A 23,211-nucleotide genomic window follows, 5' to 3' on the forward strand; every position below is an offset into this window, starting at 1 on the left:
TCCGTCCGTGGCCTCTCGCATGACCGACCTCACCGTTACCGTCGGCGACCGAACGCTCGCGGCCGCCTGGACCGACGACGCTCCTGAAACGCGGGCCGCGCTCGAGGGGGTCCTGCCGGTCGCCGGCGACGCCGTCCGCTGGGGCGACGAGTTGTACGTCGACGTCTCGCTCGACGTACCGCCCGAAAACGCCCGCGAGGTCGTCCCCGAGGGCGCCATCGCGTACTGGCCGGCCGGCGAGAAACTGTGTTTGTTTTGGGGCGAGACGCCCGCGAGCCGTGCGAGGTCTGAGCGGAGCGAAGACCTCGATATGGCGAGCGGTGACGACGGAACCGCGAGCCAGAACGGCGAACCGCGCGCCGCCGCGCCCGTTACCGTCGTCGCTCGAGTCGAGGACTGCGCCGCGCTGGTCGATCTCGAGGGCGGGGCGCGACTGCGACTCGAGCGCGCGGCGTGAGTTCCGTCGTCAGGTGCGATTCCGCGGCGCCCGCTCCGGCGTCCGCGTTCGGCCGCCGCCCCTCGAGAGGAGCAGCCACTGGGGAGCGCCCAGCAGCGCGAGCAACGCGGCGGCGCCGAGAACGACCGTCGTCGAGTCGATCGCGAGCCCGTAGAAGAGCGCGGTTCCGAGCGCGACGTACGACGTGGCGAGTAGCCAGACGATGCGATTCATGGGAGTTATACGGAATATGTCACGATAAGGATAGCGGCCGAACGGTCGTCGCTTCCGACGGGAACGAGGGCGTTCGCGCCGGCGCTACTTGCCCCAGAACGGATCCCGGCTGCGCTGCTTGTCGAGGTACATGTTCAGCGCCTCGAGTTCGTCTGCGGGGATCTCGTCGGCGAGTTCCTGCTCTAAGATTTTCGCGTGTTTCTCGGGGATCTGAATCCAGAGCTCGTCGTCCTCCTCGATCTGGCGGCCGACGGTCGGACCGTCGATGGCGACGGAGACCCGGTTGCCGGCCCGGGCTTCGTCGACGTCCTCGCCCTGCTCCTGAATGCCCTTGATCTGGCCGACGCGTTCGGGCTCGTTGCCCTCGAACTTCACGACGGTGGCGTTGTTCTGGACGGTCCCGGAGTTGACCTCGACGCCGACGACCGCGGGATCGTTCTGGCGGAACGTGTGGTCCGGCAGGATGCGAAAGCGGGCGGGCCGCGAGATGTTCTCGAGGATGGTGTCCTGCTGGGCCTGTTCGATCCCCTCGACGTACTCGTCGTACTCCTCGACGAGCTGGTAGATGACCTCGTCGGTGAAGATCGTCACGTCGTCGGTCTCGGCGCGGTGCTCGGCGTCGGAGAGGACGTCGACGTTGAACCCGAGGATGACCTGCTGTTTCGGATCCTCGGCCGTCGACGCGACCGAGATGTCACGCGGCGCGACGTCGCCGACCTCCGCGCGGACGATCGGCACCTCCGCCTCGTCTAAGGCGTCGGCCATGGCCTCGAGGCTTCCCAGCGTGTCGGCCTTGACGACGACGCCCTCTTCGGCGGTGTCGACCGCGATCGAGGCGAGTTCGGCCTGCACTTCCTCGATGACCTCGTCGAGGTCCCGATCGCGGACGACCCGGACGGGCGCGCCGGCCATCGCGTCGCCGAGTTCAGGCGCGGCGACCTTGATGCCGGCCGCGGCGCCGACCTCGTCGACGTTCTCGAAGCGGCTCTCGGTTCGGATCTCCGCGAGCGGTCGGGGCTGGAGCAGCGCGCGGACCTCGGTGACGATCGGGTCGTTCTGTCCGCCGACGACGATCGTGTCGTCTTCCTTGATCGTCCCGTCGTAGAGGACGATGTCGACCGTCTTCCCGAACCCCTTCTCCTCTTTGACCTCGAGGACGGTGCCGACGCCGGGGCCGGAGACGTCGATCTCCATCTCCTCTTTCATATAGCGCTGGGAGAGGCCCATCATCACGGTCAGCAGGTCCGGGACGCCCTCGCCGGTCATCGCCGAGACGGGGACGACGCCGACGTTGCGCTGGAAGTTTTGGACGCGCCAGTAGAGGTCGGCGGAGAACCCCTCGTCGCTCAGATTGCCGATGATCTCGTAGAGGCTCTCGTCGAGTCGCTGGCGGACGCGGTCGGACTGGGACTCGTAGGTGTCGTTGATCGGCGCGTCCTCGTTGGGGTCCCAGCCGGGGACGGTGTCGATCTTGTTCGCCGCGACGATGAAGGGCGTCTGGGAGCGCTTGAGGATGTCCAGCGCCTCGAGCGTCTGGGGCTGGAAGCCGTCGTTAACGTCGACGACGAGGATGGCGATGTCAGCGAGCGCGCCGCCCCGCGAGCGCAGCGTCGTAAAGGAGTGGTGGCCCGGCGTGTCGATAAAGAGCAGGCCGGGCAGGTCGAAGTCGTCGGGATCGACGAGGTCGCCCGCGATCGAGGAGATGATGTCGAGCGGGACGGCCGTCGCGCCGATGTGCTGGGTGATGGCGCCCGCTTCGCCCTCGATCACCGCGGAGCCGCGTATTTTGTCGAGGAGACTGGTCTTGCCGTGATCGACGTGGCCGAGGACGGCCACGATCGGAGTTCTGAGAGATGTGGGGTCGTGCGTATCCGTATTCGACATGGTGAACCACCCGAGAAGGTCTTATCTAAGGGGTCGGTAGAGCGGTAGTTAAACCCATCGTCATCCGCGCTGTTCTCGCCGGTCTGACTGGTCGCTCGACGCGAAACTGAGTCCGTCCGAACCGGCGCCGATCGGACGCCCCTCGAGCGACCGCTATCGGACCGGATCCGTGTCGCGTCGAGGGAGCCCGAACCGAGTCGAATCGCCGTTCGGCGGTCTCGCTCGTGCGATGCGACGACGGCGGGTAGGACGCCTCGCTATCTACCCCGTGGACTTTAATACCGATTAGTAAGTACGGGTATGCATGAGCGATATACTCGCTGAAAATCTCTCGGGGAAGTCCGTCATGGGTTCCGACGGCACCGAGCTCGGATTGCTCTATAACATCACCATGGATCTCAAATCCGGCAAGCTCCACGACCTCGTTATCGATCCCGACGACGAGATCTCCCCGCGAACGGTCGACTTCGACGTCGACGACGCGGGCCGATTCCTCGTCCCCGTCAACCGCGTTCAGGCGGTCAAAGACTACATCGTCGTCCAGCGCTAACGGTATGTACGTTCTCGACTCCTCGGCGTTTATCCACGACTTTCACACGACAGAACAGACTGCAACCATCCCCCTCGTCCGCGAAGAACTCGAGGACGAGAGCGCCTATCGCTACGACGCGATGGAGGGCTCGGGGATGCACATCCACATTCCGAACGACGACACCACCGAGAAAGTCCAGCGCGCGGCCCGCGAATCGGGCGATCTCGACGTCCTCTCCGACACCGACGTTCGGCTCATCGCGGCGAGTTTCGAACTCGACGGGACGCTCGTCACCGACGACTACGCGATGCAAAACGTCGCGGAGAAGTTAAACGTCGACGTCGAAGTGATCGCTCGCGAGGGCATCGACGAACAGCGCCACTGGCGCTACCAGTGTCAGGGCTGCGGTCGCGAGTTCGACGAACAGAAGGACCGCTGCCCGATCTGCGGCTCGGAACTGGCGCGGAAGAACCCCTCGTAATTCGGCTCTCGCCGTCGGTACCCCGTTTTCTCACACGAGATATTCGACGAACAGCAACGCGTTGTAACAGCCGTGGACCAGCGCGGGCACCAGCAGGTTGTCCGTCCGTTCGTAGATCGTCCCGAGGATCAACCCGAGCGCGAACACCAGCGCGAGGCTCGCGAGCATCGCGCCCGGTCCCGCGGTCGCGTACGCGAACAGGTGGACGATCATGAAGACGAGGCTCCCGACGAGGACGGCGCCGGCGCGGGAGAAGTGTTCGTAGAGGCTCTTCTGGATCACGTTCCGGTAGAACAGCTCCTCGAACGGCCCGACGAACAGGAGCATCGACGGGACGGCGACCATCGCCAGTTCGGGGTTCTCGGCCAGCCGCTGGGTCGTGGTGTGGTCCGAGGCGTCGATGCCGAGCGCCGTCATGACCTGCGAAATCCCGATGTTCGCTGCAAAGAGCAGGACGAGACCGAGGACGATCCAGCCGACCGTCCGGAGCGTCGGCCGCTCGAGGTCGATGAACGACCGGTCGCGGCCGCGGTAGGCCAGGTAGCCCGCCGCGACCCCGCCGAGGCCGACCGCGTAGGCGGGGTACTCGACCAGCGACTGCTGGAGCGGCGTGGGTTCGCCGACGAGGACGGTCACCGGCAGCGAGAGGAACACCGTCGCGATCGAGAGGCTGAACAGACCGACGACGGCGAGTACGCACATCTCGACCGTCCGCGCGAGCCGGCGGTACAACCCCGGACCCGAGACGCCGCCGCGGTCGGCGATACCGACGCCGACCGCGCCGATCGCGGCGACCAGGGCGACGAACAGCGACGAGACCGCCCCCTCGAGGCCCGGGACGACGACCGATCCCAGGACGCCCTGGGTGATCGCGTACCCCGACAGGACGACGACGAGGAGGCTCCCGGCGGCGGCGGCCGCCCCGGCGACGCGCCGCTCGAGCAGGCCGTGGCGGCGACCGACGAACGCGCCCGTGGCGACGAGGGCGCCGACCGCCGCGAGCCAGACCGCGGGGGCGTCGACGCCGCGGCGGACCGGCAGCACGAGCGCGGCGAGAACGACGGCCGAGAGGACGGTTCCGACGGTCGGGACGACGTCGGACGCGGCCGAGCCGGCGTCACCGTCGCCGTCGGCGGTCCGGGTGAGATCGCTCATACGTGAGTCTTCGAGCGCGAACCCATAGGCGCACCGCAACGCGGTCGGGTCCGGGACTGAATCCGGCTACCGCTCGATACGAAGCTCCGTCTTCTCGGCGACGGCGTCGGCCTCCTCGAAGTCTCCGCCGCCGAGCAGGCCGCGGGTAGCCTTCTTGGCCCACTCGACGGCCGGCTGTTCGAACGTGTTGACGCCGTACAGTTCGCCCGCGAGGACGCAGGCCGCCTCCATCCCGTAGAGGAGGCCGCCGAGTTCGTACTCGTCGACGCCCTCGAGTTCGAGCCGGACGTTCGGCCGGCCGGCCGCCGCGAGGCTGGCCTCGGTGGCCTCGAACTCCGCCTCGAGCAGTTCGCCGAGCGTCGCGTCGCCGAGGTACGCCAGTTCGTCGACGTCGGTGTCGGGGATCGACCGGTCGTCGGTCTCGCCCGGCGAGACGAAGGTGACGAGTTTGTCCCGCGGGCCCGCCCGGTAGAGCTGCAACTGAGAGTGCTGGTCGGTCACGCCGAGCGCCCGCGCCGGCGTCTGCCCGAGGTCGTCCTTGCCGAGGCTCTCGGCCCACAGCTGGGCGAACCACTCGGCGAAGGTCTCGAGCGACTCCGCGTAGGGGACCATGGCGTTGACGGCGGCGCCGCGCTGGTCGAGCGCGTAGGCCGTCGCCCCGTAGGCGTAGGCCGGGCAGTCGAACAGCGAGCCGGTCAGGCTCTCGCGCTCGGCGGCGGCGCCCTCGAGTAAGGCCTCGAGATCGTGGCCGCAGACGGCCGCCGCGACCATGCCGACCGCCGACAGCGCCGAGAAGCGGCCCGGAACGCCGTCGGGGACCTTCAGCGACGGGAGGTCGTGCCGGTCCGCGAGGTTCCGGAGCGGGCCGGACTCGCCGGTCGTCACGATCGTGCGCTCGGTCCAGTCGACGCCCGCGGCCTCGAAGGCGTCGCGAACGACGAGGAAGTTCGCCAGCGTCTCCGCCGTCGTTCCCGACCGCGAGACCACGTTGATCGCCGTCTCCTCGAGGGGGAGTCGCTCGAGGTGACTCGAGACCCACTCGGGGTCGACGTTGTCGAGGTAGACGGCCTCGGTGTCGCTCTCGTCGGCGAGCGCGTCCGTGATCGTCGCCGCGCCGAGCGCGCTGCCGCCGATGCCGACCGTGATCAGGGCCTCGGCGTCGGCGACCGGCTCGACGGCCGCCCGGATCTCGTCCGGATCGGTTCGTTCCGGGAGGTTGAGGGCCTCGTAGCCGTGCTCCGACTGTTCCATCCCCGCGACGATGCGCTCGTGGGCGTCCGCGACCTGCTCGTCCAGGCGCTCGAGGGACTCCCTCGAGGCGCCCGGCGACGCGACCGACGCGAGCGCGTTACCGATATCGACGTTCATACGCGAGAGGGCTACCGCCTGTGATAAAGGCGTTCCGTGATGGGATCGCTCGCCGGCGAGACAACGAGGGTTCGTCTCGACTGGCTCGTTGGAACTGAGCCCCGACTGCGGTGGCGCGCGCTGTCGGCCGGACGAGTGATAACGAGTCCGGCCGATGGAACCGTGCGAGGTCTTCGTGAGTGTAACGAACGAAGTCGTTCGAGACGGCTTTGCCGTCTCGTGATGCGAAAAATCCCTGATTTTTCAGCAGCTTGTCAGAATTCACTCTGACAGTGGATGAGCGACGGGAGGGAGCGTTAGCGCGGGACCGAGGTCCCGCGAACCAGCCGAACGGGTGCTTCGCACCCGTGAGGAGAAATCGGCTGGGGAGGGTGTGGAAATCCCCGTTGCCACGAGAGCAGAACGCTTCTCTTTCCAGCCGCTCCGATCGAAGCTCCCGTTCCACTTCCGATCCGCGACCGCCCGTTCGAGAATCGAAGCCGAAACCCGGAAACCGATCCGCCCGCTACGACCGCTCATGACCGAACAGACGAGCACGTTCGTCGTCACTCACGCCGAGAGCGAGTCGGCCGTCATCCGCGACGTCGAGACCGCCCAGGTCCACACGCTCGGCTCGAACCCCGGCCTCGAGATCCACGACGTCCTCGAGGCGACCGTCGCCCCCGAGCCGCCCCTGGAGGTCACCTGGCAGGTGATCGACGTCGCCGACCGCCGGTCGATCGAACTGGTCGACAGCGACCTCGCTCCGACCCAGCACGCGACGGAGCTGGCCGCCGACGCCGACGTCGGCGACCTGATTCAGGAGGAGCGGGCCGGCACCGGTGAGATCCACGTCTTCCGCGTTCCCGAAGCCGAGGTGGAGTCGGCGGCCCAGGACGTCCTCGAGGACGAGGAGACCATCGCGCGGGCGGCCCGCCTCGAGGCGGTCCGCGTCGAGGTCCGTCGCTCGGCCGACGACGGCGTGTTGAGCGTGCGGTATCTGCCCGACTGAGGCGCTCTCTTCGTTACTTGGGCTCGATTCGATCGGCTCGACTCCGGACCGCTCAATCGTCCTCGAGCTCGCCGTCGTCGCGAGCCGCGTAGCTGATCGCCGTTTCGTCGGTGATTTCGGCACCGCCGTCGACGCGTTCGACCCGCAGCGACACGTCCCGCGTGGTCCCGCAGCCGACGCCGACGAACTCCTCCCAGACGTCGCCCGCGCGGGCCTCGCCGTGGGTTTTGTGGAGGTACGACCGAAACGACTGCTTCTCGAGTTGTCGGCGGCCAGCCTCCGAGAGGGCGGCCGGGTACGAGACCACGATGCGTTCGGCGCCGGTCGCGTCGGAGCGATCGGACCGGTCGTCCGCGACTCCGGACCGCTGGTCGGACTCGGTCATGATACCCGACCGAAGGGCCTCGAGCGGCTTCAGCCTACGGTATTTCTCACCCTCGGTACGGTTGAAACATGCTGCATAAATTGAGAAGGCTTACCTCAGGGGCCCACAAGTGGTCACGTATATGGGGTATTTCGACGTACCGGACCGTTCCTACACCCGGTACAGCAACCGCCAACTCGCGGCGGTGCCGCTTGCGGTACTCGCGGTTGCATTGCTCGTTCTCACCGGCACGTTCCTCATGACGGGCGCGCCGGTACCGCTGGGGATGGACTTCGCCGGCGGTTCCGAACTGACTATTCAGACGACCTCCTCCCAGGAGGAGATCGCGAACGCCTTCGACGAGGAACCCGAGTCGATTCAGTCGGTTTCCGCGCCCGACTCCCAGAACCAGTACGTCGTCCAGTTCACCTCGACCGACCTCGAGTCGCTGAGCCAGCAGGCCGAGCAGAACTTGGAACAGGACGGCGACGCGGACATCGTCCAACTCGAGTCGACGGTGTCGGGGAGCTTCGGGAAACAGACCCAGCGGACGGCGCTGCTGGGCGTCGCCGTGGCCTTCGTCGGGATGAGCGTCATCACCTTCCTGCTGTTCCGGACGTTCGTGCCGTCGATCGCCATCGTCCTCTCCGCGTTCTCGGATCTGGTGATCCCGCTGGCGTTCATGACGGTCGCCGACATCTCGCTGTCGCTGGGGACCGTCGCCGCCTTGCTGATGTTGATCGGGTACTCGGTCGACTCCGACATCCTGTTGAACAACCACATCCTGCGTCGCCAGGGTGACTTCTACGAGAGCACCCACCGCGCGATGCGGACCGGGATCACGATGACGGTGACGTCGATGGCGGCGATGCTCGTCATGGGCATCGCCGCGGGACTGTTCGGCGTCGAGTTGCTCTCGTCGATCGGGATCGTCCTCTTCGTCGGACTCGCGGCCGACCTGATGAATACGTATATGCTCAACCTGAGTCTGCTTCGCTGGTACAAGTTCGAGGGGATTCGATCATGACCGGCCCGGTCGCGTTCGTCAAAAATCACTGGCGGCTACTGCTGCTGGTCGTCTTCATCACCGGCTCGATGGTCTCCCTGTTCGTCCCCGGCGGCGTCATGGGAGGCAACGACTACGTCGAGACCCAGGATAGCGGGGCGACGAACCTCGAGTACGGGCTCGACCTCGAGGGCGGGACGCGAATAAGCGCCCCCGTCACCGGAATGACCGCCGAGAACATCGACGCGGGCGCCGTCAACGATGACGGCACCGTCGATCAGGAACGGCTGACCGAAATCGAGCGCACGCTGTACGACGAAACCGGCCTCGAGACGGGGAACGTCCGCGTCAGCGTCGACGACGACGGAAACGCCCACGCCGAGCTGTTCACCGAGAACGTGAGCGAGGAGGAGTTCGCCGCCGCGCTCGCCGAGGCCGGCGTCGAGGTCGATCCCGACGAGGACATCCGCGAGGGCGTGACGGCGGAGACGCGCCAGCGGATGGTCGATACGATCCAGTCGCGGATCAACGCGGCCGGCCTCTCGGGCGGCAACGTCTACGAGTCGGCCAGACTCGGCGGCGGCTACTACATCGTCACCGAGGCGCCGGACATGGGCGCCGACGAGCTTCGAGAGCTGCTCGCCGAGCGAGGTGTCGTCGAAGTGCAGGCCTACTACCCGACCGAGAACGGTACCCAGGAGAACGAGACGGTCCTGTCCGACGACGATATCGAGAACGTCGATCCCCCGACGACCGACAGGAACGGAAACGATATCGTTCCTGTGCAGGTCGACAGCAACGCCGCGCCGGAGTTCCAGTCGCGGCTGAACGAACTCGGCTTCACCGATGAGGGGGTCGGTCAGTGCGGGCTCCGGGGCGACGGCGAGAGCATCAACTTCGACCACGAGGGAGAGCGGTACTGTCTCCTGACGGTCATCGACGGCGAGGTCATCGACGCCCACTCCATGGGTCCCGATCTGGCGAGTTCGATGCGAGCCGGCTCCTGGGAGAACGATCCCACGTTCCAGATGGGCGCACAGAACCTCGAGCAAGCGCAGACGCTCTCGGTGAACCTCCAGTCCGGTTCGCTGCCCGCGCCGCTGGACTTCGGTGAGGCCCAGACCTACTCGCTGTCGCCGGCGCTGGCCGACCAGTTCAAGCTCTACTCGCTGGTGATCGGCGGGCTGGCAGTGATCACGGTCAGCGGCGTCGTCTTCCTGCGCTACCGGAACCCGCGGGTCGCCGCGCCGATGATCGTCACCGCGATGTCGGAGGTGGTCATCCTGCTCGGCTTCGCGGCGCTGATACGTATGCCGCTCGATCTCTCTCACGTCGCCGGCTTCATCGCCGTGGTCGGCACCGGGGTAGACGACCTGGTCATCATCGCCGACGAGGTGATGGACCAGGGCGACGTCAGCTCGAGGCGGGTGTTCGAATCCCGCTTCCGGAAGGCGTTCTGGGTCATCGGCGCCGCCGCGGCGACGACGGTCATCGCCATGTCGCCGCTGGCCGTCCTGAGCCTCGGGGATCTGCGCGGGTTCGCCATCATCACCATCCTCGGCGTGCTCGTCGGCGTGCTCGTCACCCGGCCCGCCTACGGGGACATCCTCCAGCGGCTGCTGACGGACAAGTAAGCGGACGGACACGCAGCGGTCGTTTTCGCGGAGACCGGCTTTCACTCGAGGACCTTCGACTCTCGGCGTAGGGACGTACGGTATTACTTTTTCCCGTCGGATCACTCGAGCCGCGAATCGGTTAGCCGACGCCTCGCTTGACGCCGACGAGACGCAGTTGTGGTGGCGGTGGAAACGGATCGCCCGCGTTCACGTTCCGTCTCGACACCGCGGACACCAATCGACCGTCCCGTCGTCGCCGTAGGCGCGCTCGAAGTCGAGAGAAACGGGGTTCTCGCAGTTAGTACAGACTGGCATATCGAACACTGCAATTGATCCGGCCAACGGCAAGAACGGGGCGCCTGCAAGTGCAGCGGAACGTCGGCGTGGCTCTCGTCGAGTCCCCTCCCTCGTCTCACGTCGGGACGACGGTCGTCACGCCGACGCTCTCGAGTATCAGCCAGCCGACGAACAGGCCGTAGAGACCGAGCAACAACCGCGCCTCGCGTTCGGACAGCAGCATATCGGTTCGAATGACGGTGAAGAAGACGATCGTCGCCAGGATCAGAAACCCCATCATCGGGACGATGTGCGTGAAGGTGATCGGCAGGGCGCCGGCGACCAGTATGCCCGCCGGCACCGCGACGAGCAGGTCGAAGACGTTGCTCCCGAGCACGTTCGCGAGGCTGACCGCGGACCGTCCCGACCGGGCGGCGGCGATGCTGACGAACGCGTCCGGAATGCTCGAGCCCGCGGCGACGACGGTCATCCCCCAGAGGAACGCGGGGGTGCCGAAGGCGTCGCCGAGGCCGACCGCGGCCCGGACCAGCCCCTCGACGCCGACGATGATCAGCACCAGCCCGAGCCCGAACCAGAGCCAGGCTCGGCCGAGGGAGATGTCGGTGTCCGCTACCGTTTCGTCCTCGGTGGTGTCCAGATACTGGGTGAAGACGTAGAGCCCGTACAGGACCAGCGGAAACAGCGCGAGCGGGCGGGTGACGTTCCCCTGGAGTCCCGCCCCCTCGAGCGGGTAGTAGATGACCGCCAGCGAGAACGTCAACAGCAGGGAAGCGACCGCGAGCATGTAGAACAGCGCCTCCTTGTACACCAGCTCCCGACCCGTCGACATCCCGTCGCCGTCGGCCGCCAGCACCGACGCGGCCGGGACGACGAGCAGGTTGAACACCGCCGAGCCGACGATGGCGCCGACGCCGATCTCGAACTCCGCGTGTAACAGCGTCGAGACGAGTACGCTCACCAGTTCCGGCATGCTCGAGCCCGCGGCGGCGATGATCGCCCCCTGGACGACCGCCGGCACGCCGTACCCCGTCGCGAGGCGGTTCGCGGACGTCTCGAGCCACGTGCTACCCTTCCAGACGACGGCCGTTCCGACGGCGGCGAGCGCGAGCAGGCCGACCACGTCGAGCATGCTCGAGACTGACTCGAGCGGGCGTATAAAACGGTCGACACGTCGTCGAACGCGATCGGGCTCGAACGAACGCCCTCGAGAAAGGGGAGGCGAAACGGCGGTCGACGCCCGGTCAGAACCGCTCGAGACCCGTCTGTTGGGCCTCGGCGAGCAGGTCCTCGCAGGTCGACCACGACTCCCGCGCGAACGGGGGGAGCTCGCCGTGCTCGTCGACGTAGGACGCGAGGAACTCGCGGGTGTTCGGATCGCTCGGGTAGCCGCTGCCGACGGACTCGTACCCGTCGACGCGGTCCGCGAGGGCGGCGACGTGGGCGTCGCGTTCGACCTTGGCGACGACGCTGGCCGCGCCGACGATCGGCGACTCGTCGTCGGCGCCGTGGCGCGCCTCGATCTCGAGGGCGTCCGGAAGCGAGTCCGACGTCGACGGGAGGGACGTACAGGCCTCCCTGACGCGGCGAGCGAAGCGGTCCTCGTCGGTGTCGCAGGCGTCGCAGAGTCCGGTGATCGGGGCCGGCTCGACGGCGTCGGCCTCGAGCGTGCCAGGGTCGGATCCGCCCGGCTCGAAGTCGAGCCCCGCGAGCGCGCCCCCGATCGCCTCGGCGTGGGCCGCGACGGCCAGCGAGTTCATGTCCGTCTCCGGGTCGTCGATGCGCGCGGGCGTGATCTCCGCGACGCCGACGCGAACGCGGTCGTCCTCGCGGATCGTCGCCGCCAGTTCCTCGCGGCGTTCGGGCGCGAGTCGTTTGGAGTCCGCGATTCCGTCGGGGAGCGCCGCGGGGTCCTCGCAGTGGACCGCCGCGGCGAACATCGACCCGAGCGCGGGTCCCTTGCCGGCTTCGTCGACGCCGAATGGCATGCCTCGAGGATCCGTCGCCGACGGCTAAACCGTTGCGCTGTTCGGTCGCGACTCGAAGAAGATTCGCCGTCGGCAACCGCTCCCGTCAGGCGTCCGCCGCGGCCGCCTCGCCGTCGTCCCGCGGCTCGTCGAGGAAGTACTCCTCGAGTTCGAACGGTTCGTCCTCGCCTTCGACGCCGAACACGTCCAGCGCCGTGACCTCGGCGTCGATCTCGAGCAGGCCGGCCAGGCTCGGCTCCGTGCGGCCGTCGTCGCTGCTGATCAGTTCCTTGACGTAGAGGCCGCCTTCGCCGTGGAGGCGGACCTCGGCCTCGGTCGGCGACCGCAACTCGCCGTCGATGTCGTAGACGGTTCGCTCGCGGGTGAGGTCGGCCCGCCGGTGGTCGACGCGCTGGGGGGTGTCCTGCTGGACGGTCGTTCCCGTCAGTTCCTCGAGGGCGGCCTCGAAGTCGGCCTCGTCGACGGGGTCGGCGAACTCGACGTCGGCGCGGTACCGCTTGCTCGCGTCGTGTTCCTTGACGCGCTCGACCATCTCGTAGGTCGCGAGCCGGAGGCCCTCGACCTCGACGCTCCCCTCGGCGGCGTCGTTGATCTCGCGCTCGAGTTCCGCCGGGTCGGGATCGCGGATCTTAGGGCGTTTGACCTCGAGGACGAACGGGCGCCCCTCCTCGAGCATTCGGGCGTCGACGTCCTCGCGGCCGGCGCCGTGGAAGGTCCCCTCGTCGCCGTCCATCGCGTCGACGACGTGGGGCCGAACCGTCTGTTCGACGCTGGTGTCGTACATGTACCCGGAGCCGCCGCAGTAGTCGCAGGGTTCCTCGCCGTCGTCGCTCAACTGGGTTCCGCTGCCACCGCACTCCCGGCAGGGCCACTCCGTTTGGGGGATGTCCCGCTCGAGTTTGCGGTACCGGCCGTAGACGAAGGCGGGGTTGAGCTGGACGTCGACCGCGTGACCCGTCACCGTCTCGGACTCGAGGGCCTCGAGGGGATCGAACGCCGCGAGGTCGACGATGGCGAGGACGTCGGGCCGGTCGAAGTCGACGTCGGTACCGGTCTTCGCGCCGACGCGACGGCCGACCTCGCGGTTGACCTCGCGCTTGAACGACTCGCCGACGTCCGGCTCGAGGCCGGCGTCCTCCCGGAGGAGCCGGTCGTTTTCCTCGACCAGCGGCGGGACGCGGCTCCCGACCTGGTAGGTCGCGAAGTCGGCATCCTCGAGGGCGTCGACGACGGTCTCGGCGATCGCGTCGACGGTACCCGAGTACCCCTCGCAGACCCAGCAGTCGGCGGGCTCGTCGGGCTCGAAGTCGTCGTCGTCTTCCATCGCGATCGTCGTCCGCAGCGCCCGGCCGCGCTCGGCGTTGGTCAGTCCGAAGCTCCGCTCGGCGAAGGGGCGACCGAGACAGGAGTCACAGACCGGCCCCGTCTCGAGCAGCGCGCGGGCGTCTTCCGTGATCATATCACGGGAATCGGGCGGCCGCGGGTAACACGTTTTCCCTTCGGCCCGTCGGCACGGCGCCGCTCGGATCGCTCTCGCGGCCGGTACGTCATTCCCTCTCAGGATAATGTATTGATAAGCAGACTCTCAAGTGGCCCGGACGTTCAAATGGATCGAGTGCTAGCCTCGGCTATGAACGGACACGCACCGGACCGTCGCGAGTTCCTCGCGCTCGCCGGTACCGGCCTCGTCGGCGCCGTCGCCGGCTGCGCCCAACCCACCTCCAGCGACTCGGTTGAGGGCTCGTCCTCGCACTCGGTTTCGCGGGAGATCGATCCCGACGAGCGCGCCGACGGCTCGACGTACACCGACGTCTACGAGGCGGTCATCGACTCGGTCGCACAGGTGCGGGCGCTGGGCGCCGGGAGCCCGTACGGCGACGGGAGCGGCGGCCAGGGCTCGGGCTTTCTCGTCGGCGACTCCCACCTCGTCACGAACGAGCACGTCGTCGCCGGCGCCGACACCGTCGACCTCCAGTACATCAACGGCGACTGGTCGGCCACCGAGATCGTCGGCGCCGATTTCTACAGCGACCTGGCCGTCCTCGAGGTCGACCACGTCCCCGACGAGGCGACGCCACTCGAGTTGGCCGCCGAGCGCTCCGTCGTCGGCCAGGAGGTGCTCGCGATCGGCAACCCCTACGGGTTCGAGGGCTCCATGTCCAAGGGGATCGTCAGCGGCGTCAATCGCACGCTCGACATGCCGGACCGGACGTTCTCGTTTTCGAACGCGATCCAGACCGACGCCGCGGTCAACCCCGGCAACAGCGGCGGGCCGCTGGTCAACCTAGACGGCGAGGTCGCCGGCGTCATCACCGCCGGCGGCGGGGACAACATCGGCTTCGCGATCCCGTCTGCGGTCGCGAGTCGAGTCGTCCCGTCGCTGATCGAGACCGGAAGCTACGACCACTCCTACATGGGGATCACCCTCGCGACCGTCGACCGATACATCGCCGAGGCCAACGACCTCCCCGAGGCGACCGGCGTCATCGTCACCGGCGTCGAGTCCGGTGACCCGGCCGACGGCGTCCTCCGGGCCGCAACGCCTCGCCCGCGCGACTCGATCCCCGTCGGGGGCGACGTCATCTACGCCATCGACGGCGAGCCGATTCCCGACCGCCACGCGCTCTCGAGCCACCTCGCCTTGCGGACCAGCCCGGGGGACGCGATCGAACTCGAGTGCTGGCGCTACGGCGACGAGACCGCGGTCTCGCTGACGCTCGGGGAGCGACCCCCGGCCAACTGAGGCGGGCGCCGGCGACCGGTTCCGTCGGGACGATGAACCGATCGAAACCGTTTGAAACGACCGCCTAGACGAACGTAATCGATGGTGTCGAGACGATAACCCGGTGTAGACGGCCCGTACAAGTTAGATTTCGTTTCTGTCTCGAGTTCGTGAACGACTGCGTTGAACTGGGAGTCAATCGGCCGTAATCAACAGGCAGTGGGGTTTAGCAGGTCGATAACAATAGGTGAGACTCCGGTAGCTATCGGTAGCGCGATCACCCATCGCCTGTCACGTATGACTCCCGACGCCGACACCGCCCGTCCGACCGACGCACCGCTGACCGACCTCGATCACGTCACGATCGAGAACGACGACGCTCCCGACGAGTGTGCGATCTTCCCGCGGGAGGCGAGCGACGAGAAACTGGACGCCGCCTGGATCGTCGCCTACGACGACGGGTTCGTCTCGCTCGAATCGATGCGCTAGGTCCCGACGATGCACCTCGGAAACTCCGTCACCGCCGCCGGGTTCTGGATCGGCACCCTGCTGCCGGTCGCCTACCTGCCGGTCTTTCTCTCCGGCGTCGACTCCGCCGGCTCCCTCTCGCTGGTCGTCTGCCTCCTCGCGATCCACGCCCTCGCGCTGATCGTCGGCCACGATTACTCCGGATCGCGATCGCGGTGACGGACCGAGGTACCGGCTATCGGGACGACTTCGGCACCGGCTGTTCGATGCCTTCGCGCGGTCGACTCGACCGTCCGTGCGTCGCGTGACTCGGCAAAAATAGTGCAGGCCATCCGGATCGCTCGCGGGCTCTCGCGGACGCGTTGATCGCTTACTCGCCCGGCTGCCACAGCTGGGCGTGGGGCGTGTCGCAGCTGTCGCAGACCGCCGCCCGTTTGTCCTTGTAGCGTCCGCGCTCGAGTTCGCCGTCCGAACAGTACGGACACGGTCTGCCTTCGAGGATCGCGATCAACTGCGGATCTTCGCCGTCGGTCGCTGACGACTGTGATTTCGCCATATGTACCATAGCTCTCCCGAGAGGAGGGAAACGGTTGGCCATGCCTATGCAGCGTTACGACCGGGGACGACACCGCACGACGGCGGCGTGGATCGACGGTATTCGCGGGCGACAGACGCGACGGCTGGGCTCTCGATTCGAGACGAGCGGTCGACGGCGACCGGTCGCGGCGAACCGTGGCGGCTATCCCCGCGGCCCGCCGCGTACCGGTATGCGCCAGTTCGTCTGCATCGGCCACGACGTCCCGACCGACCCCGACTTCTCGCTGGACGACCTCGCGGGCGGGGCCGGTCGCCTCGACGCGCTCTGTCGATCGATCACCGCCTCGTTCGTCACCTCCCACGGGATCCGCGAGGACGTCCGGACCCACCTCGTCGTCCGGGACGAGCTCACGATCACCTTCGACGGGAGCGAACTCCGCCGGCTCAACCCCGACGAGCGAAGCACCGCGGCGCTGGTACGGACCGCCCTCGAGCACCGCGACGAGGCCATCGGCGCCCTCCCGGCCGAGCCGAGTCCCGGCATCGAAGTGTACCGGCGCGGCTTCGAGGAAACGCTCGAGGAAGTCGCCGACGGAACCGTGGTGCAGCTACACGAGGACGGCAAGGCCGTAGTCGACGTCGGCGTCGACGGCCTCGAAGACCCCGTGTTCGTACTCTCTGACCACCGGGACTTCACCGACGCGGAGGAACGGGTGCTCGAGGACGCCGTCGATCGGCGCCTGCGGCTGGGTCCGGAGCTGTTGCACGCCGATCAGGCGATCACCGTCGCGCACCACTATCTGGACACCGAGGGCTACGAGCGGTTTTAGGCGCGGACTCGAGTGTGCGAATCGCTACCGAGCGAAGCGATAGACGCTTTCGGAAGCGTTAAACAATCGGGGACTCTCACTCACAAATGCGGGCCGGTGGGGTAGCTTGGTATCCTTCGGCCTTCGGGTGGCCGTAACCGCAGTTCGAATCTGCGCCGGCCCACTTTTCCCGCATTTCACAACCCCGAGCGACAGCGAGTCGCGTTCGTGAGCGGGCAGAAATGCAGCCGCAAAGATTCGAGCCAGCAAACCGAGCGAAGCGAGGGTTGCGCTGTTCGAATCTGCGCCGGCCCACTTCTCCCGCACCGCAACACGAGGAGCGGAGCGTGGCGCAGTAGTGTACCGAGACGTCGAATAACGGACCCCGTGACAGAAGCGGTGGGTGCCTTTCAATACGCGATTCGATTCTACAACCTGCAACGCGAGCAGAGAGACCGTATCGCAGTAAAACCGAGGCGGCGGTTGATTCGATCCTCGTCTCCGCAATGGGACAGGTTATGCGATTCCGCGGGATCGGCCGGGAGAGACGCACGGTCGTCGGCCGTGCTCTGTCGCCTGACGAAGGACGGCGAGGGCATCGCCGACTCGGCGACGATCGGTGGCCCCTGGGTCGTTAGTTACCCGAGGGGATGAAGTGACCGTCCTTGAGTTCGTTCACGACGCGCGTCTCGCTCCCCCGCAGTTGCACCTTCAGGCTCGGCGCGAGCGTGCCACCGAACAGGTCCTTCTGCTCCTCCGGGGGGAGGTGGCCGACCTCGTCGAGGCTGATCTCGCCCCGCGACGTGTCGTCGAGCCCGCGGAAGTTCTCGAAGCTTTCGACCAGCACGTCGTTCCCGTGGGGCATCGCCAGCCACGAGTACGCTTGGAAGGGCGCCGATTCGGGGTTCGCGACGACGAGACCGCTGCCGTTGAGCGGTTCGTAGTCCCCGTAGAGCGAATCGCTCACGAACCCGTACAGCGCGTCGGGACCCTGGAGGCCGGGTGCGAACGTGAACTCGTGGCTGAGGACGAACAGGTACCACTTCCCGTCGTTGAACACGTAGTGCGGTCGCTCGAGTTGCTGGTTGACCTCGATCGCCTCCAGGTTCGGCGGGAGGAGTTCCCACTCGGTGAGCGAGTCGTTCGTCGCTCGCATCACGCCGACGTTCCCGTTGTAACTTCGGGGATCGGACGGACTGTCGCTTCCCGTCGGCGTGTTCCCTTCGAAGACGAGCAGGTCTTCGCCGGTCTCGGGGTGCTGGAAATACCACGGGTCGCGGAACGCGTAGACGATGCCTTGCTCCCGGGATTGTTCCAGCGTCTGGTAAAGCTCGCCGTCGGCCGCACCGATGATGGTGTGCTCCTGCGTACCGGTCAGTTCGACCCCTCGCGGACCCGTTTCGAGCGAGGCTCCCTTGGCGAGTGCGAGCCGCTGTCGGAACTCCGGCTCCGGACTGGTAGCCGTATAGAAGTGGTAGATCTGGTCCTCGCTCTCGTCGTACATCGCGGAGCCGGCCCACTGGTGGTGGCCGAGCGGGTTCTCGAAGGCCGTACCTCCTTCCCGCCAACTGTGGCCGTTCCGGGAGTAGAAATAGCGGATGGTCGCCTCGTTGTGTCGATCGCCAGGCACGAGGTCTTTCGACGCCGTGAGCGAGAAGACGATCTGCCAGCCGTCGATCTTCGCGATCGAACCGTCGCGATGTCGGAGCGGCCACGTGTCCCAGATCCAGTAGTCGTCCGAAATCGGCTCCGCTCCGTCGTCGATTACCGGTGCGGTGGTCGCGTCCGTGCGTTCGATATTCGACGCGTGTTCCGCCGTCCACTCGCTCGCGTCACCGGGTTCGACGGCGGCGACGGAACCGGTACCGAACGAGAGCCCGAGCCCGGCCGCACCGATCGCACCGGTCGTTTTTAGAACGTTTCGCCTGTTCAACTCAGTTGAACTAGTCTCGTCGGACATTACACTCCAAATATTTACTCACTAAATAATAGTAACTTCGATCAGTTTTATTTCCTGTTGAAGATAGTTTATTTATATTATGAACAATCAAAACTGCACTTGTTCGCCGGCGGTCGTAACGGTGTGCCACTCGCCCTCACTCGAGTTCGATCTCGATCAGCGCCAACTCGTCCGACGGCACGGCCTCGCTAAACGCCGCCTCCACTTCGTCCCATCCCTCCGGCCGGTACGCCTCGATGCCGAAGCTCTCCGCGAACGTCACCAGATCCGGGTTCGACAGTTCGGTCCCGGTGTGCTCACCCCGATGCGAGTCCTGTTTCTGGGAAATGAGGCCGTAGTCGTCGTCGTTGAACACGACCGTCGTAAAGCGACAGCCCAGTCTCGAGGCGGTCTCGAGTTCCGCCGCGTTCATCATGAACCCGCCGTCGCCGGTCCCGGCCACCACGTTCGCGTCCGTCGTCAGATCCGCTGCCAGCGCGCCCGGGACCGCGATACCCATGCTGGCCAGCCCGTTCGAGATCACGCAGGTGTTGGGCTCGTAGGTCGGGAACGACTGGGCGATCGCCATCTTGTGGCTGCCGACGTCCGAGACGAGCACGTCCGAATCGGCCATGGCCTCGCGCAACAGCGGCAGGCAGTTCCGGACGGTGATCGGATCGTCGTCGGCCGGCGGCTCGGTCACCGACTCGAGCAACTGCTCGTGGAGGTCGTCGCACCACAGCGAACAGGCCGCGTCGGACAGGCGCTCGTCGATGGCCGCCAGCGCGGCGCCGACGTCGGCGACGATCTCCACGTCTGGGTTGTAGTGGCGGTAGACCTCCGCGGGTTCGTAGTCGACGTGGACGATGGTCTTCTCGAGGTCGGGGTTCCAGCCCGCCGGATCGTGCTCGGCGATGTCGTAGCCGACCGCGATCACGCAGTCGGCGCGGTCGATCGCCAGCGCGGCCTCCTCGTCGGGCCCCGAGTCGAGCGTCATCAGCGAGGCCGCCTCGCGGTCCGAGATCGCCCCCTTCCCCATGTAGGTTTCGACGACGGGGATCCCGACGCGGTCGACCAGCGACCGAATGGTCTGGGACGCGCGCGTCCGCACGGCGCCGTTGCCCGCCAGCAGGATCGGGCGCTCGGCTTCCTCGAGCAGCCGCGCCGCGCGCGCGGCCGACTGGTCGTCCGGGTCCGGTCGGCGCACGGGGTCGCGCGTCTCGATCGGCTCCGCGTCGATCTCCTCGGCGGCGACGTCCTCGGGGAACTCGAGGTGGGTCGCGCCGGGCTTCTCGTATTCGGCGAGTTTGAACGCCTTGCGGACCGACTCGGGCGCGATTTCGGGCTCGCCGATCCGGGTGTTCCAGGCGACGATGGGCTCGAAGACGTCGACGACGTCAAGCGCCTGGTGGCTCTCCTTGTGCAGTCGCTCGCGACCCCCCTGGCCGGTGACGGCGACGACCGGGCTCTTGTCCAGTTGGGCGTCGGCGACGCCGGTCATGAGGTTCGTCGCGCCGGGGCCGAGCGTCGACAGGCAGACGCCGGCCTCGCCGGTCAGCCGCCCGTGGACGTCGGCCATGAACGCCGCCCCCTGTTCGTGGCGCGTCGGGAGAAAGCGGATCGACGACTCGCGCAGCGCGAACAGCAGATCCTCGATCTCTTCGCCCGGCACGCCGAAGACGCGCTCGACGCCTTCCGCCTCGAGACAGTCGACGAGCAACTCGGCTGTGGTCGCCATGGACGTCCCGTCCACGGCGCCGTCATTAATCGCCCGCCCTGCACACACGGCGTCGGCGGGGCGACCGAAAACCGCTCGCTACAGCGGCGGACCGCTCTTCGCCGGCGAGTAGGGGCTGCCGACAGACGACGCGGCGTCCGGTCGTCGCGTCCGAGCTGGGGCGGGGAGCGGCCCCCTGCTAGCGGTTCGAAATTGAAGGTGGACGTTACGGACGATAGCAGCCGATTTCTTCCGGGAGGCGCGGTCGAATACAACTCGATCGGCGGCGCGCTCAGCGGCCGAAACCGATTATCGAGAGCCGTTGCGCGTTCGACACTACAGTCGCGCTATAACAATGGTCGACTCTCCGGGAGTGTTCGGTAGCCGCGACCGTTGGGTTGCGGGAGTTCAACGATGTCAGAGGACGATCTACTTTCACGGCGACAGAGTCTGCTCGGAATCGGCGCTGTGGGGACGGCCCTCGGCGGGAGCGCCCTCGGCGTTTCGGGCGTCTTCGACGGCGACGAGACGGACGGAAAAAAGACCGACGGGAAGAAACGGGCAGCCGGCGACGACAAAAAAGACGACGATCGGGACGACGAGGCGGCGACGAAAGCCGGCCTCGACCTCGAGGTCGTCTGCCACGAGAGCGGCGAGGCGGCGGTCCGCGTCCGGAACGAGCGCTCGGTGGAAGCGACGCTCAGCTGGAAGGTCGACGTCGACGGGCTCGAGCTCGGCGACCTCGATACGGCTGCCCTCGAGGAGGTGGATCCGGACGACTTCGACGAGGACGATACGGCCGCGCTCGAGGCCTACGCCCGATCCCAGGGGATGAACGTCGACGCCGACGATCTCGAGCGTCTCGAGGGGAAGCGGATCGAACTTAACGGCACGACGCTCGATCTGGGCAAGCGGACGATCGACCTCGAGGAACTCGCCGAGGAGAAGGGCGTCGACCTCGAGGACGCGGAGTTCGACCTCGACAAGCTCTACGGGACGGTCACGGTCCCGAAGGGCGGCGTCGAGTCGTTCCGAGCCGTCGCCCTCTCGAAGGATTCGGCGGTCGAACTCTACTACGACGGGAAGCGGATCGAGTCGGTCAGCGTCGACACGGCGGCGTGCCGGGAGTCGACGATGGCGGACAAGATCGACCTCGAGGCGGTCTGTCACCGGACGCGAACGCGAAACGACGGGAACGGTGCCGGCGACGGCGACACCGGCGGCGTCGAGAAGACGACGGAAGCCAAGTTCTGCGTCCACAACCACGGCAAGGAGGACGTGACGCTCGGTTGGACCGTCAACGGCGACGAGCAGGGCGGCGAGTGCCACGTCGACGCTAAGGGATCGGACTCGTTCTGGGTGACCGTGCTCGACGACCGGAAGACGTCCGTGACCGTCACCTACGACGGCGAGGCGGTCGACACGGAGAAGGCCGACACCGACGCGGAGTGTACGGACGACCACGGCGACGCGTAATCGGCGCGACGCGTCTCCGGTTCCAGCGCTGCTTTTAATGCGCCACCGATCGACGCGTGGAGCCACTCTGGTGCGTGCGTACGCCCCGCTTACCCGCCTCGAGACCCGAAGATCCTTTAGCGACTGCTCGGATACCCTGAGTATGGCTGCCGACGGACTCGACGAGATCGATTACGGAATCCTCCATCTTCTCCAACAGAACGCTCGAGCGACCACGCCGGTCGATATGGCCGAACAGCTGCCGGTGACGGACACGACGATCCGCAACCGGATCGAACAGCTCGAGGACGACGGGATCATCGAGGGCTACGTGCCGATCATCGACTACGAGAAGGCCGGGTTCCCGATCCGCCTCCAGTTTTCCTGTACGGCCGCGACCGACGAGCGCCAAGAGGTCGCCGAGCGGGCGCTCGAACTCCCCCAGATAGTCAAGGTCGACGAGATGCTGAGTGCGCGAGAGAACATTCAGGCGCTGGCGGTCGCGAACAACACCGAAGAGGTAAACGAGATCACGAGCCGTCTGGACGACCTCCCGCTGACGATCGAGCGGGAACGGCTGTTGCGGAAGACGCGGAGTCGTCCCGTCGACTTCTTCGCCGGGGATGTCGGCGAAGAACAGCGACCCGGCGATTTCCGAGAATAAATTCCCTCCGAGAAACTTCGAAAATCCAAACTAGAATAAGTACCTCCTTTTCTTCCAAATAGATTAGGGACGGGCTTTTTGTATTGCCGAACAAGTCGTGGACAATGACTGTCGTATCGAACCGAATACAGCTACCGTCCACACACAGCTACCTTGATCAGAAGCACCGATTGCGACGAGAGCGAGAATCGTTTCCCGACCGGCGCGGCGCAACCTGACTACCCATGAACGCCACTCGACCCCGCCCCGAGACCGTCGCTGGCCACGTCCGGCCGATAGTCACCGCTATCTCCTCACGAGCGTCGATCGATGAGTGAGGATCTGTACCGGTGCGTCTGTTACACCTGCGGCACGGAACGGCTCATCGAGGGACTCGAGGACGCCCAGACGTTTTTCAACCGCCACGCCGAGCGCAGCCACGAGGTGGAACTGCTCAACCAGCAGACTCGGCGCCAGTATTCGGAACCGTCGGCCGCCGACGAGACTCCGTCGGACGAATCGCCCGACGGCGCGCCGGAGACCGAATCCGACGACGCGTGACGGCGACGGGT

At 66.7% G+C, this 23,211-nt stretch carries 25 protein-coding genes and 1 tRNA gene; 14 read left to right on the forward strand and 12 right to left on the reverse strand.

The window, feature by feature from the left end:
- Positions 1-19 precede the first annotated feature (19 nt).
- A complete protein-coding gene (locus HTZ84_RS13410) occupies positions 20-457 on the forward strand; it encodes a cyclophilin-like family protein (RefSeq protein ID WP_174681144.1) in 438 nt (145 codons plus the stop codon).
- Between the two features lie 9 nt (positions 458-466).
- On the opposite strand, the gene HTZ84_RS13415 is transcribed toward HTZ84_RS13410, so the two are convergent.
- A complete protein-coding gene (locus HTZ84_RS13415) occupies positions 467-670 on the reverse strand; it encodes a hypothetical protein (RefSeq protein WP_174681145.1) in 204 nt (67 codons plus the stop codon).
- Positions 671-754: 84 nt separating this feature from the next.
- Complete coding sequence (gene infB, locus HTZ84_RS13420) at positions 755-2,554, reverse strand: translation initiation factor IF-2 (protein WP_174681146.1); 1,800 nt, start codon at positions 2,552-2,554, stop codon at positions 755-757.
- Between the two features lie 304 nt (positions 2,555-2,858).
- Here infB and HTZ84_RS13425 point away from each other — a divergent pair, with 304 nt between their 5' ends.
- Entirely contained in the window at positions 2,859-3,104 is a 246-nt protein-coding gene (locus HTZ84_RS13425) for a PRC-barrel domain-containing protein (protein ID WP_008896139.1), read from the forward strand.
- Between the two features lie 4 nt (positions 3,105-3,108).
- Positions 3,109-3,567: an NOB1 family endonuclease gene (locus HTZ84_RS13430; RefSeq protein ID WP_174681147.1), complete on the forward strand. Its 459-nt coding sequence runs from the start codon at positions 3,109-3,111 to the stop codon at positions 3,565-3,567.
- A 30-nt stretch (positions 3,568-3,597) separates the two neighbouring features.
- On the opposite strand, the gene HTZ84_RS13435 is transcribed toward HTZ84_RS13430, so the two are convergent.
- A complete protein-coding gene (locus tag HTZ84_RS13435) occupies positions 3,598-4,722 on the reverse strand; it encodes a CPBP family intramembrane glutamic endopeptidase (RefSeq protein WP_174681148.1) in 1,125 nt (374 codons plus the stop codon).
- A 66-nt stretch (positions 4,723-4,788) separates the two neighbouring features.
- Entirely contained in the window at positions 4,789-6,090 is a 1,302-nt protein-coding gene (locus HTZ84_RS13440; RefSeq protein ID WP_174681149.1) for a glucose-6-phosphate isomerase, read from the reverse strand.
- A 517-nt stretch (positions 6,091-6,607) separates the two neighbouring features.
- On the opposite strand from HTZ84_RS13440, the gene HTZ84_RS13445 reads away from it, so the two are divergent.
- Positions 6,608-7,081, forward strand: a complete 474-nt coding sequence (locus HTZ84_RS13445; protein ID WP_174681150.1) for a DUF5812 family protein — start codon at positions 6,608-6,610, stop codon at positions 7,079-7,081.
- 52 nt (positions 7,082-7,133) lie between these two features.
- On the opposite strand, the gene HTZ84_RS13450 is transcribed toward HTZ84_RS13445, so the two are convergent.
- Positions 7,134-7,466, reverse strand: a complete 333-nt coding sequence (locus tag HTZ84_RS13450; RefSeq protein ID WP_174681151.1) for a hypothetical protein — start codon at positions 7,464-7,466, stop codon at positions 7,134-7,136.
- A 121-nt stretch (positions 7,467-7,587) separates the two neighbouring features.
- Here HTZ84_RS13450 and secF point away from each other — a divergent pair, with 121 nt between their 5' ends.
- Positions 7,588-8,472: a protein translocase subunit SecF gene (gene secF / locus HTZ84_RS13455; protein ID WP_174681152.1), complete on the forward strand. Its 885-nt coding sequence runs from the start codon at positions 7,588-7,590 to the stop codon at positions 8,470-8,472.
- Positions 8,469-10,085, forward strand: a complete 1,617-nt coding sequence (locus HTZ84_RS13460; protein WP_174681153.1) for a preprotein translocase subunit SecD — start codon at positions 8,469-8,471, stop codon at positions 10,083-10,085. The genes secF and HTZ84_RS13460 overlap by 4 nt, the downstream gene beginning before the upstream one ends.
- Before the next feature lie 189 nt (positions 10,086-10,274).
- Here the strand turns inward: HTZ84_RS13460 and HTZ84_RS23280 are convergent, their stop codons facing one another.
- From HTZ84_RS23280 to HTZ84_RS13475, 4 genes are all read right to left on the reverse strand, one after another.
- Positions 10,275-10,382, reverse strand: coding sequence for a DUF7563 family protein (locus HTZ84_RS23280; RefSeq protein WP_449271909.1), 108 nt, complete (start codon positions 10,380-10,382; stop codon positions 10,275-10,277).
- Between the two features lie 97 nt (positions 10,383-10,479).
- Positions 10,480-11,493, reverse strand: a complete 1,014-nt coding sequence (locus HTZ84_RS13465) for a sodium:calcium antiporter (protein ID WP_174681154.1) — start codon at positions 11,491-11,493, stop codon at positions 10,480-10,482.
- 112 nt (positions 11,494-11,605) lie between these two features.
- Complete coding sequence (gene rnhB / locus HTZ84_RS13470) at positions 11,606-12,349, reverse strand: ribonuclease HII (protein WP_174681155.1); 744 nt, start codon at positions 12,347-12,349, stop codon at positions 11,606-11,608.
- A gap of 85 nt (positions 12,350-12,434) precedes the next feature.
- Positions 12,435-13,808, reverse strand: coding sequence for a tRNA pseudouridine(54/55) synthase Pus10 (locus HTZ84_RS13475; RefSeq protein WP_174681156.1), 1,374 nt, complete (start codon positions 13,806-13,808; stop codon positions 12,435-12,437).
- Positions 13,809-13,979: 171 nt separating this feature from the next.
- Here HTZ84_RS13475 and HTZ84_RS13480 point away from each other — a divergent pair, with 171 nt between their 5' ends.
- The 3 genes from HTZ84_RS13480 to HTZ84_RS13490 all read left to right on the forward strand — a co-directional run bounded on the left by HTZ84_RS13480 (position 13,980) and on the right by HTZ84_RS13490 (position 15,758).
- Positions 13,980-15,092 (forward strand): S1C family serine protease, encoded by a 1,113-nt coding sequence (locus HTZ84_RS13480; protein WP_174681157.1) that lies wholly within the window; start codon positions 13,980-13,982, stop codon positions 15,090-15,092.
- 276 nt (positions 15,093-15,368) lie between these two features.
- Positions 15,369-15,560, forward strand: a complete 192-nt coding sequence (locus HTZ84_RS13485) for a DUF7511 domain-containing protein (RefSeq protein ID WP_008896123.1) — start codon at positions 15,369-15,371, stop codon at positions 15,558-15,560.
- A 9-nt stretch (positions 15,561-15,569) separates the two neighbouring features.
- Positions 15,570-15,758: a hypothetical protein gene (locus HTZ84_RS13490; RefSeq protein WP_174681158.1), complete on the forward strand. Its 189-nt coding sequence runs from the start codon at positions 15,570-15,572 to the stop codon at positions 15,756-15,758.
- Positions 15,759-15,909: 151 nt separating this feature from the next.
- On the opposite strand, the gene HTZ84_RS13495 is transcribed toward HTZ84_RS13490, so the two are convergent.
- Entirely contained in the window at positions 15,910-16,095 is a 186-nt protein-coding gene (locus tag HTZ84_RS13495) for an HVO_A0556 family zinc finger protein (protein ID WP_174681159.1), read from the reverse strand.
- A 211-nt stretch (positions 16,096-16,306) separates the two neighbouring features.
- Here HTZ84_RS13495 and trmY point away from each other — a divergent pair, with 211 nt between their 5' ends.
- Positions 16,307-16,906: a tRNA (pseudouridine(54)-N(1))-methyltransferase TrmY gene (trmY, locus tag HTZ84_RS13500; protein ID WP_174681160.1), complete on the forward strand. Its 600-nt coding sequence runs from the start codon at positions 16,307-16,309 to the stop codon at positions 16,904-16,906.
- A 90-nt stretch (positions 16,907-16,996) separates the two neighbouring features.
- Positions 16,997-17,069 (forward strand) — tRNA-Pro (locus tag HTZ84_RS13505).
- Between the two features lie 450 nt (positions 17,070-17,519).
- Here HTZ84_RS13505 and HTZ84_RS13510 read toward each other — a convergent pair.
- Both HTZ84_RS13510 and HTZ84_RS13515 read right to left on the reverse strand, forming a co-directional pair.
- Entirely contained in the window at positions 17,520-18,845 is a 1,326-nt protein-coding gene (locus HTZ84_RS13510) for a glycoside hydrolase family 68 protein (protein WP_174681161.1), read from the reverse strand.
- Positions 18,846-18,981: 136 nt separating this feature from the next.
- The gene (locus HTZ84_RS13515) at positions 18,982-20,562 is read right to left on the reverse strand and encodes an acetolactate synthase large subunit (protein ID WP_174681162.1); all 1,581 of its coding nucleotides are present in this window, start codon (positions 20,560-20,562) and stop codon (positions 18,982-18,984) included.
- Between the two features lie 393 nt (positions 20,563-20,955).
- Between HTZ84_RS13515 and HTZ84_RS13520 the strand changes: the two genes are divergently transcribed.
- From HTZ84_RS13520 to HTZ84_RS13530, 3 genes are all read left to right on the forward strand, one after another.
- Positions 20,956-22,017: a hypothetical protein gene (locus tag HTZ84_RS13520; protein WP_174681163.1), complete on the forward strand. Its 1,062-nt coding sequence runs from the start codon at positions 20,956-20,958 to the stop codon at positions 22,015-22,017.
- A 142-nt stretch (positions 22,018-22,159) separates the two neighbouring features.
- Positions 22,160-22,660, forward strand: a complete 501-nt coding sequence (locus tag HTZ84_RS13525) for an Lrp/AsnC family transcriptional regulator (protein WP_174681164.1) — start codon at positions 22,160-22,162, stop codon at positions 22,658-22,660.
- Positions 22,661-22,969: 309 nt separating this feature from the next.
- Positions 22,970-23,200 (forward strand): hypothetical protein, encoded by a 231-nt coding sequence (locus HTZ84_RS13530; protein ID WP_174681165.1) that lies wholly within the window; start codon positions 22,970-22,972, stop codon positions 23,198-23,200.
- Positions 23,201-23,211: the final 11 nt, after the last annotated feature.

The sequence above is a fragment of the Haloterrigena gelatinilytica genome, assembly GCF_013342145.1.
In the GTDB taxonomy this organism is placed as follows: Archaea; Halobacteriota; Halobacteria; order Halobacteriales; family Natrialbaceae; genus Haloterrigena; species Haloterrigena gelatinilytica.

Excerpts from the sequence above, each read along its gene's own strand:
- HTZ84_RS13495 (WP_174681159.1), bottom strand. The coding sequence starts at position 16,095 with ATGGCGAAATCACAGTCGTCAGCGACCGACGGCGAAGATCCGCAGTTG.
- rnhB (WP_174681155.1), bottom strand. The coding sequence starts at position 12,349 with ATGCCATTCGGCGTCGACGAAGCCGGCAAGGGACCCGCGCTCGGGTCG.
- HTZ84_RS13410 (WP_174681144.1), top strand. The coding sequence starts at position 20 with ATGACCGACCTCACCGTTACCGTCGGCGACCGAACGCTCGCGGCCGCC.
- HTZ84_RS13515 (WP_174681162.1), bottom strand. The coding sequence starts at position 20,562 with ATGGCGACCACAGCCGAGTTGCTCGTCGACTGTCTCGAGGCGGAAGGC.
- HTZ84_RS13445 (WP_174681150.1), top strand. The coding sequence starts at position 6,608 with ATGACCGAACAGACGAGCACGTTCGTCGTCACTCACGCCGAGAGCGAG.
- HTZ84_RS13435 (WP_174681148.1), bottom strand. The coding sequence starts at position 4,722 with ATGAGCGATCTCACCCGGACCGCCGACGGCGACGGTGACGCCGGCTCG.
- secF (WP_174681152.1), top strand. The coding sequence starts at position 7,588 with ATGGGGTATTTCGACGTACCGGACCGTTCCTACACCCGGTACAGCAAC.
- HTZ84_RS13430 (WP_174681147.1), top strand. The coding sequence starts at position 3,109 with ATGTACGTTCTCGACTCCTCGGCGTTTATCCACGACTTTCACACGACA.
- HTZ84_RS13460 (WP_174681153.1), top strand. The coding sequence starts at position 8,469 with ATGACCGGCCCGGTCGCGTTCGTCAAAAATCACTGGCGGCTACTGCTG.
- HTZ84_RS13415 (WP_174681145.1), bottom strand. The coding sequence starts at position 670 with ATGAATCGCATCGTCTGGCTACTCGCCACGTCGTACGTCGCGCTCGGA.
- HTZ84_RS13475 (WP_174681156.1), bottom strand. The coding sequence starts at position 13,808 with ATGATCACGGAAGACGCCCGCGCGCTGCTCGAGACGGGGCCGGTCTGT.
- HTZ84_RS23280 (WP_449271909.1), bottom strand. The coding sequence starts at position 10,382 with ATGCCAGTCTGTACTAACTGCGAGAACCCCGTTTCTCTCGACTTCGAG.
- infB (WP_174681146.1), bottom strand. The coding sequence starts at position 2,554 with ATGTCGAATACGGATACGCACGACCCCACATCTCTCAGAACTCCGATC.
- HTZ84_RS13465 (WP_174681154.1), bottom strand. The coding sequence starts at position 11,493 with ATGCTCGACGTGGTCGGCCTGCTCGCGCTCGCCGCCGTCGGAACGGCC.
- HTZ84_RS13485 (WP_008896123.1), top strand. The coding sequence starts at position 15,369 with ATGACTCCCGACGCCGACACCGCCCGTCCGACCGACGCACCGCTGACC.
- HTZ84_RS13480 (WP_174681157.1), top strand. The coding sequence starts at position 13,980 with ATGAACGGACACGCACCGGACCGTCGCGAGTTCCTCGCGCTCGCCGGT.
- HTZ84_RS13510 (WP_174681161.1), bottom strand. The coding sequence starts at position 18,845 with ATGTCCGACGAGACTAGTTCAACTGAGTTGAACAGGCGAAACGTTCTA.
- HTZ84_RS13520 (WP_174681163.1), top strand. The coding sequence starts at position 20,956 with ATGTCAGAGGACGATCTACTTTCACGGCGACAGAGTCTGCTCGGAATC.
- HTZ84_RS13440 (WP_174681149.1), bottom strand. The coding sequence starts at position 6,090 with ATGAACGTCGATATCGGTAACGCGCTCGCGTCGGTCGCGTCGCCGGGC.
- HTZ84_RS13450 (WP_174681151.1), bottom strand. The coding sequence starts at position 7,466 with ATGACCGAGTCCGACCAGCGGTCCGGAGTCGCGGACGACCGGTCCGAT.
- HTZ84_RS13525 (WP_174681164.1), top strand. The coding sequence starts at position 22,160 with ATGGCTGCCGACGGACTCGACGAGATCGATTACGGAATCCTCCATCTT.
- trmY (WP_174681160.1), top strand. The coding sequence starts at position 16,307 with ATGCGCCAGTTCGTCTGCATCGGCCACGACGTCCCGACCGACCCCGAC.
- HTZ84_RS13425 (WP_008896139.1), top strand. The coding sequence starts at position 2,859 with ATGAGCGATATACTCGCTGAAAATCTCTCGGGGAAGTCCGTCATGGGT.
- HTZ84_RS13490 (WP_174681158.1), top strand. The coding sequence starts at position 15,570 with ATGCACCTCGGAAACTCCGTCACCGCCGCCGGGTTCTGGATCGGCACC.
- HTZ84_RS13530 (WP_174681165.1), top strand. The coding sequence starts at position 22,970 with ATGAGTGAGGATCTGTACCGGTGCGTCTGTTACACCTGCGGCACGGAA.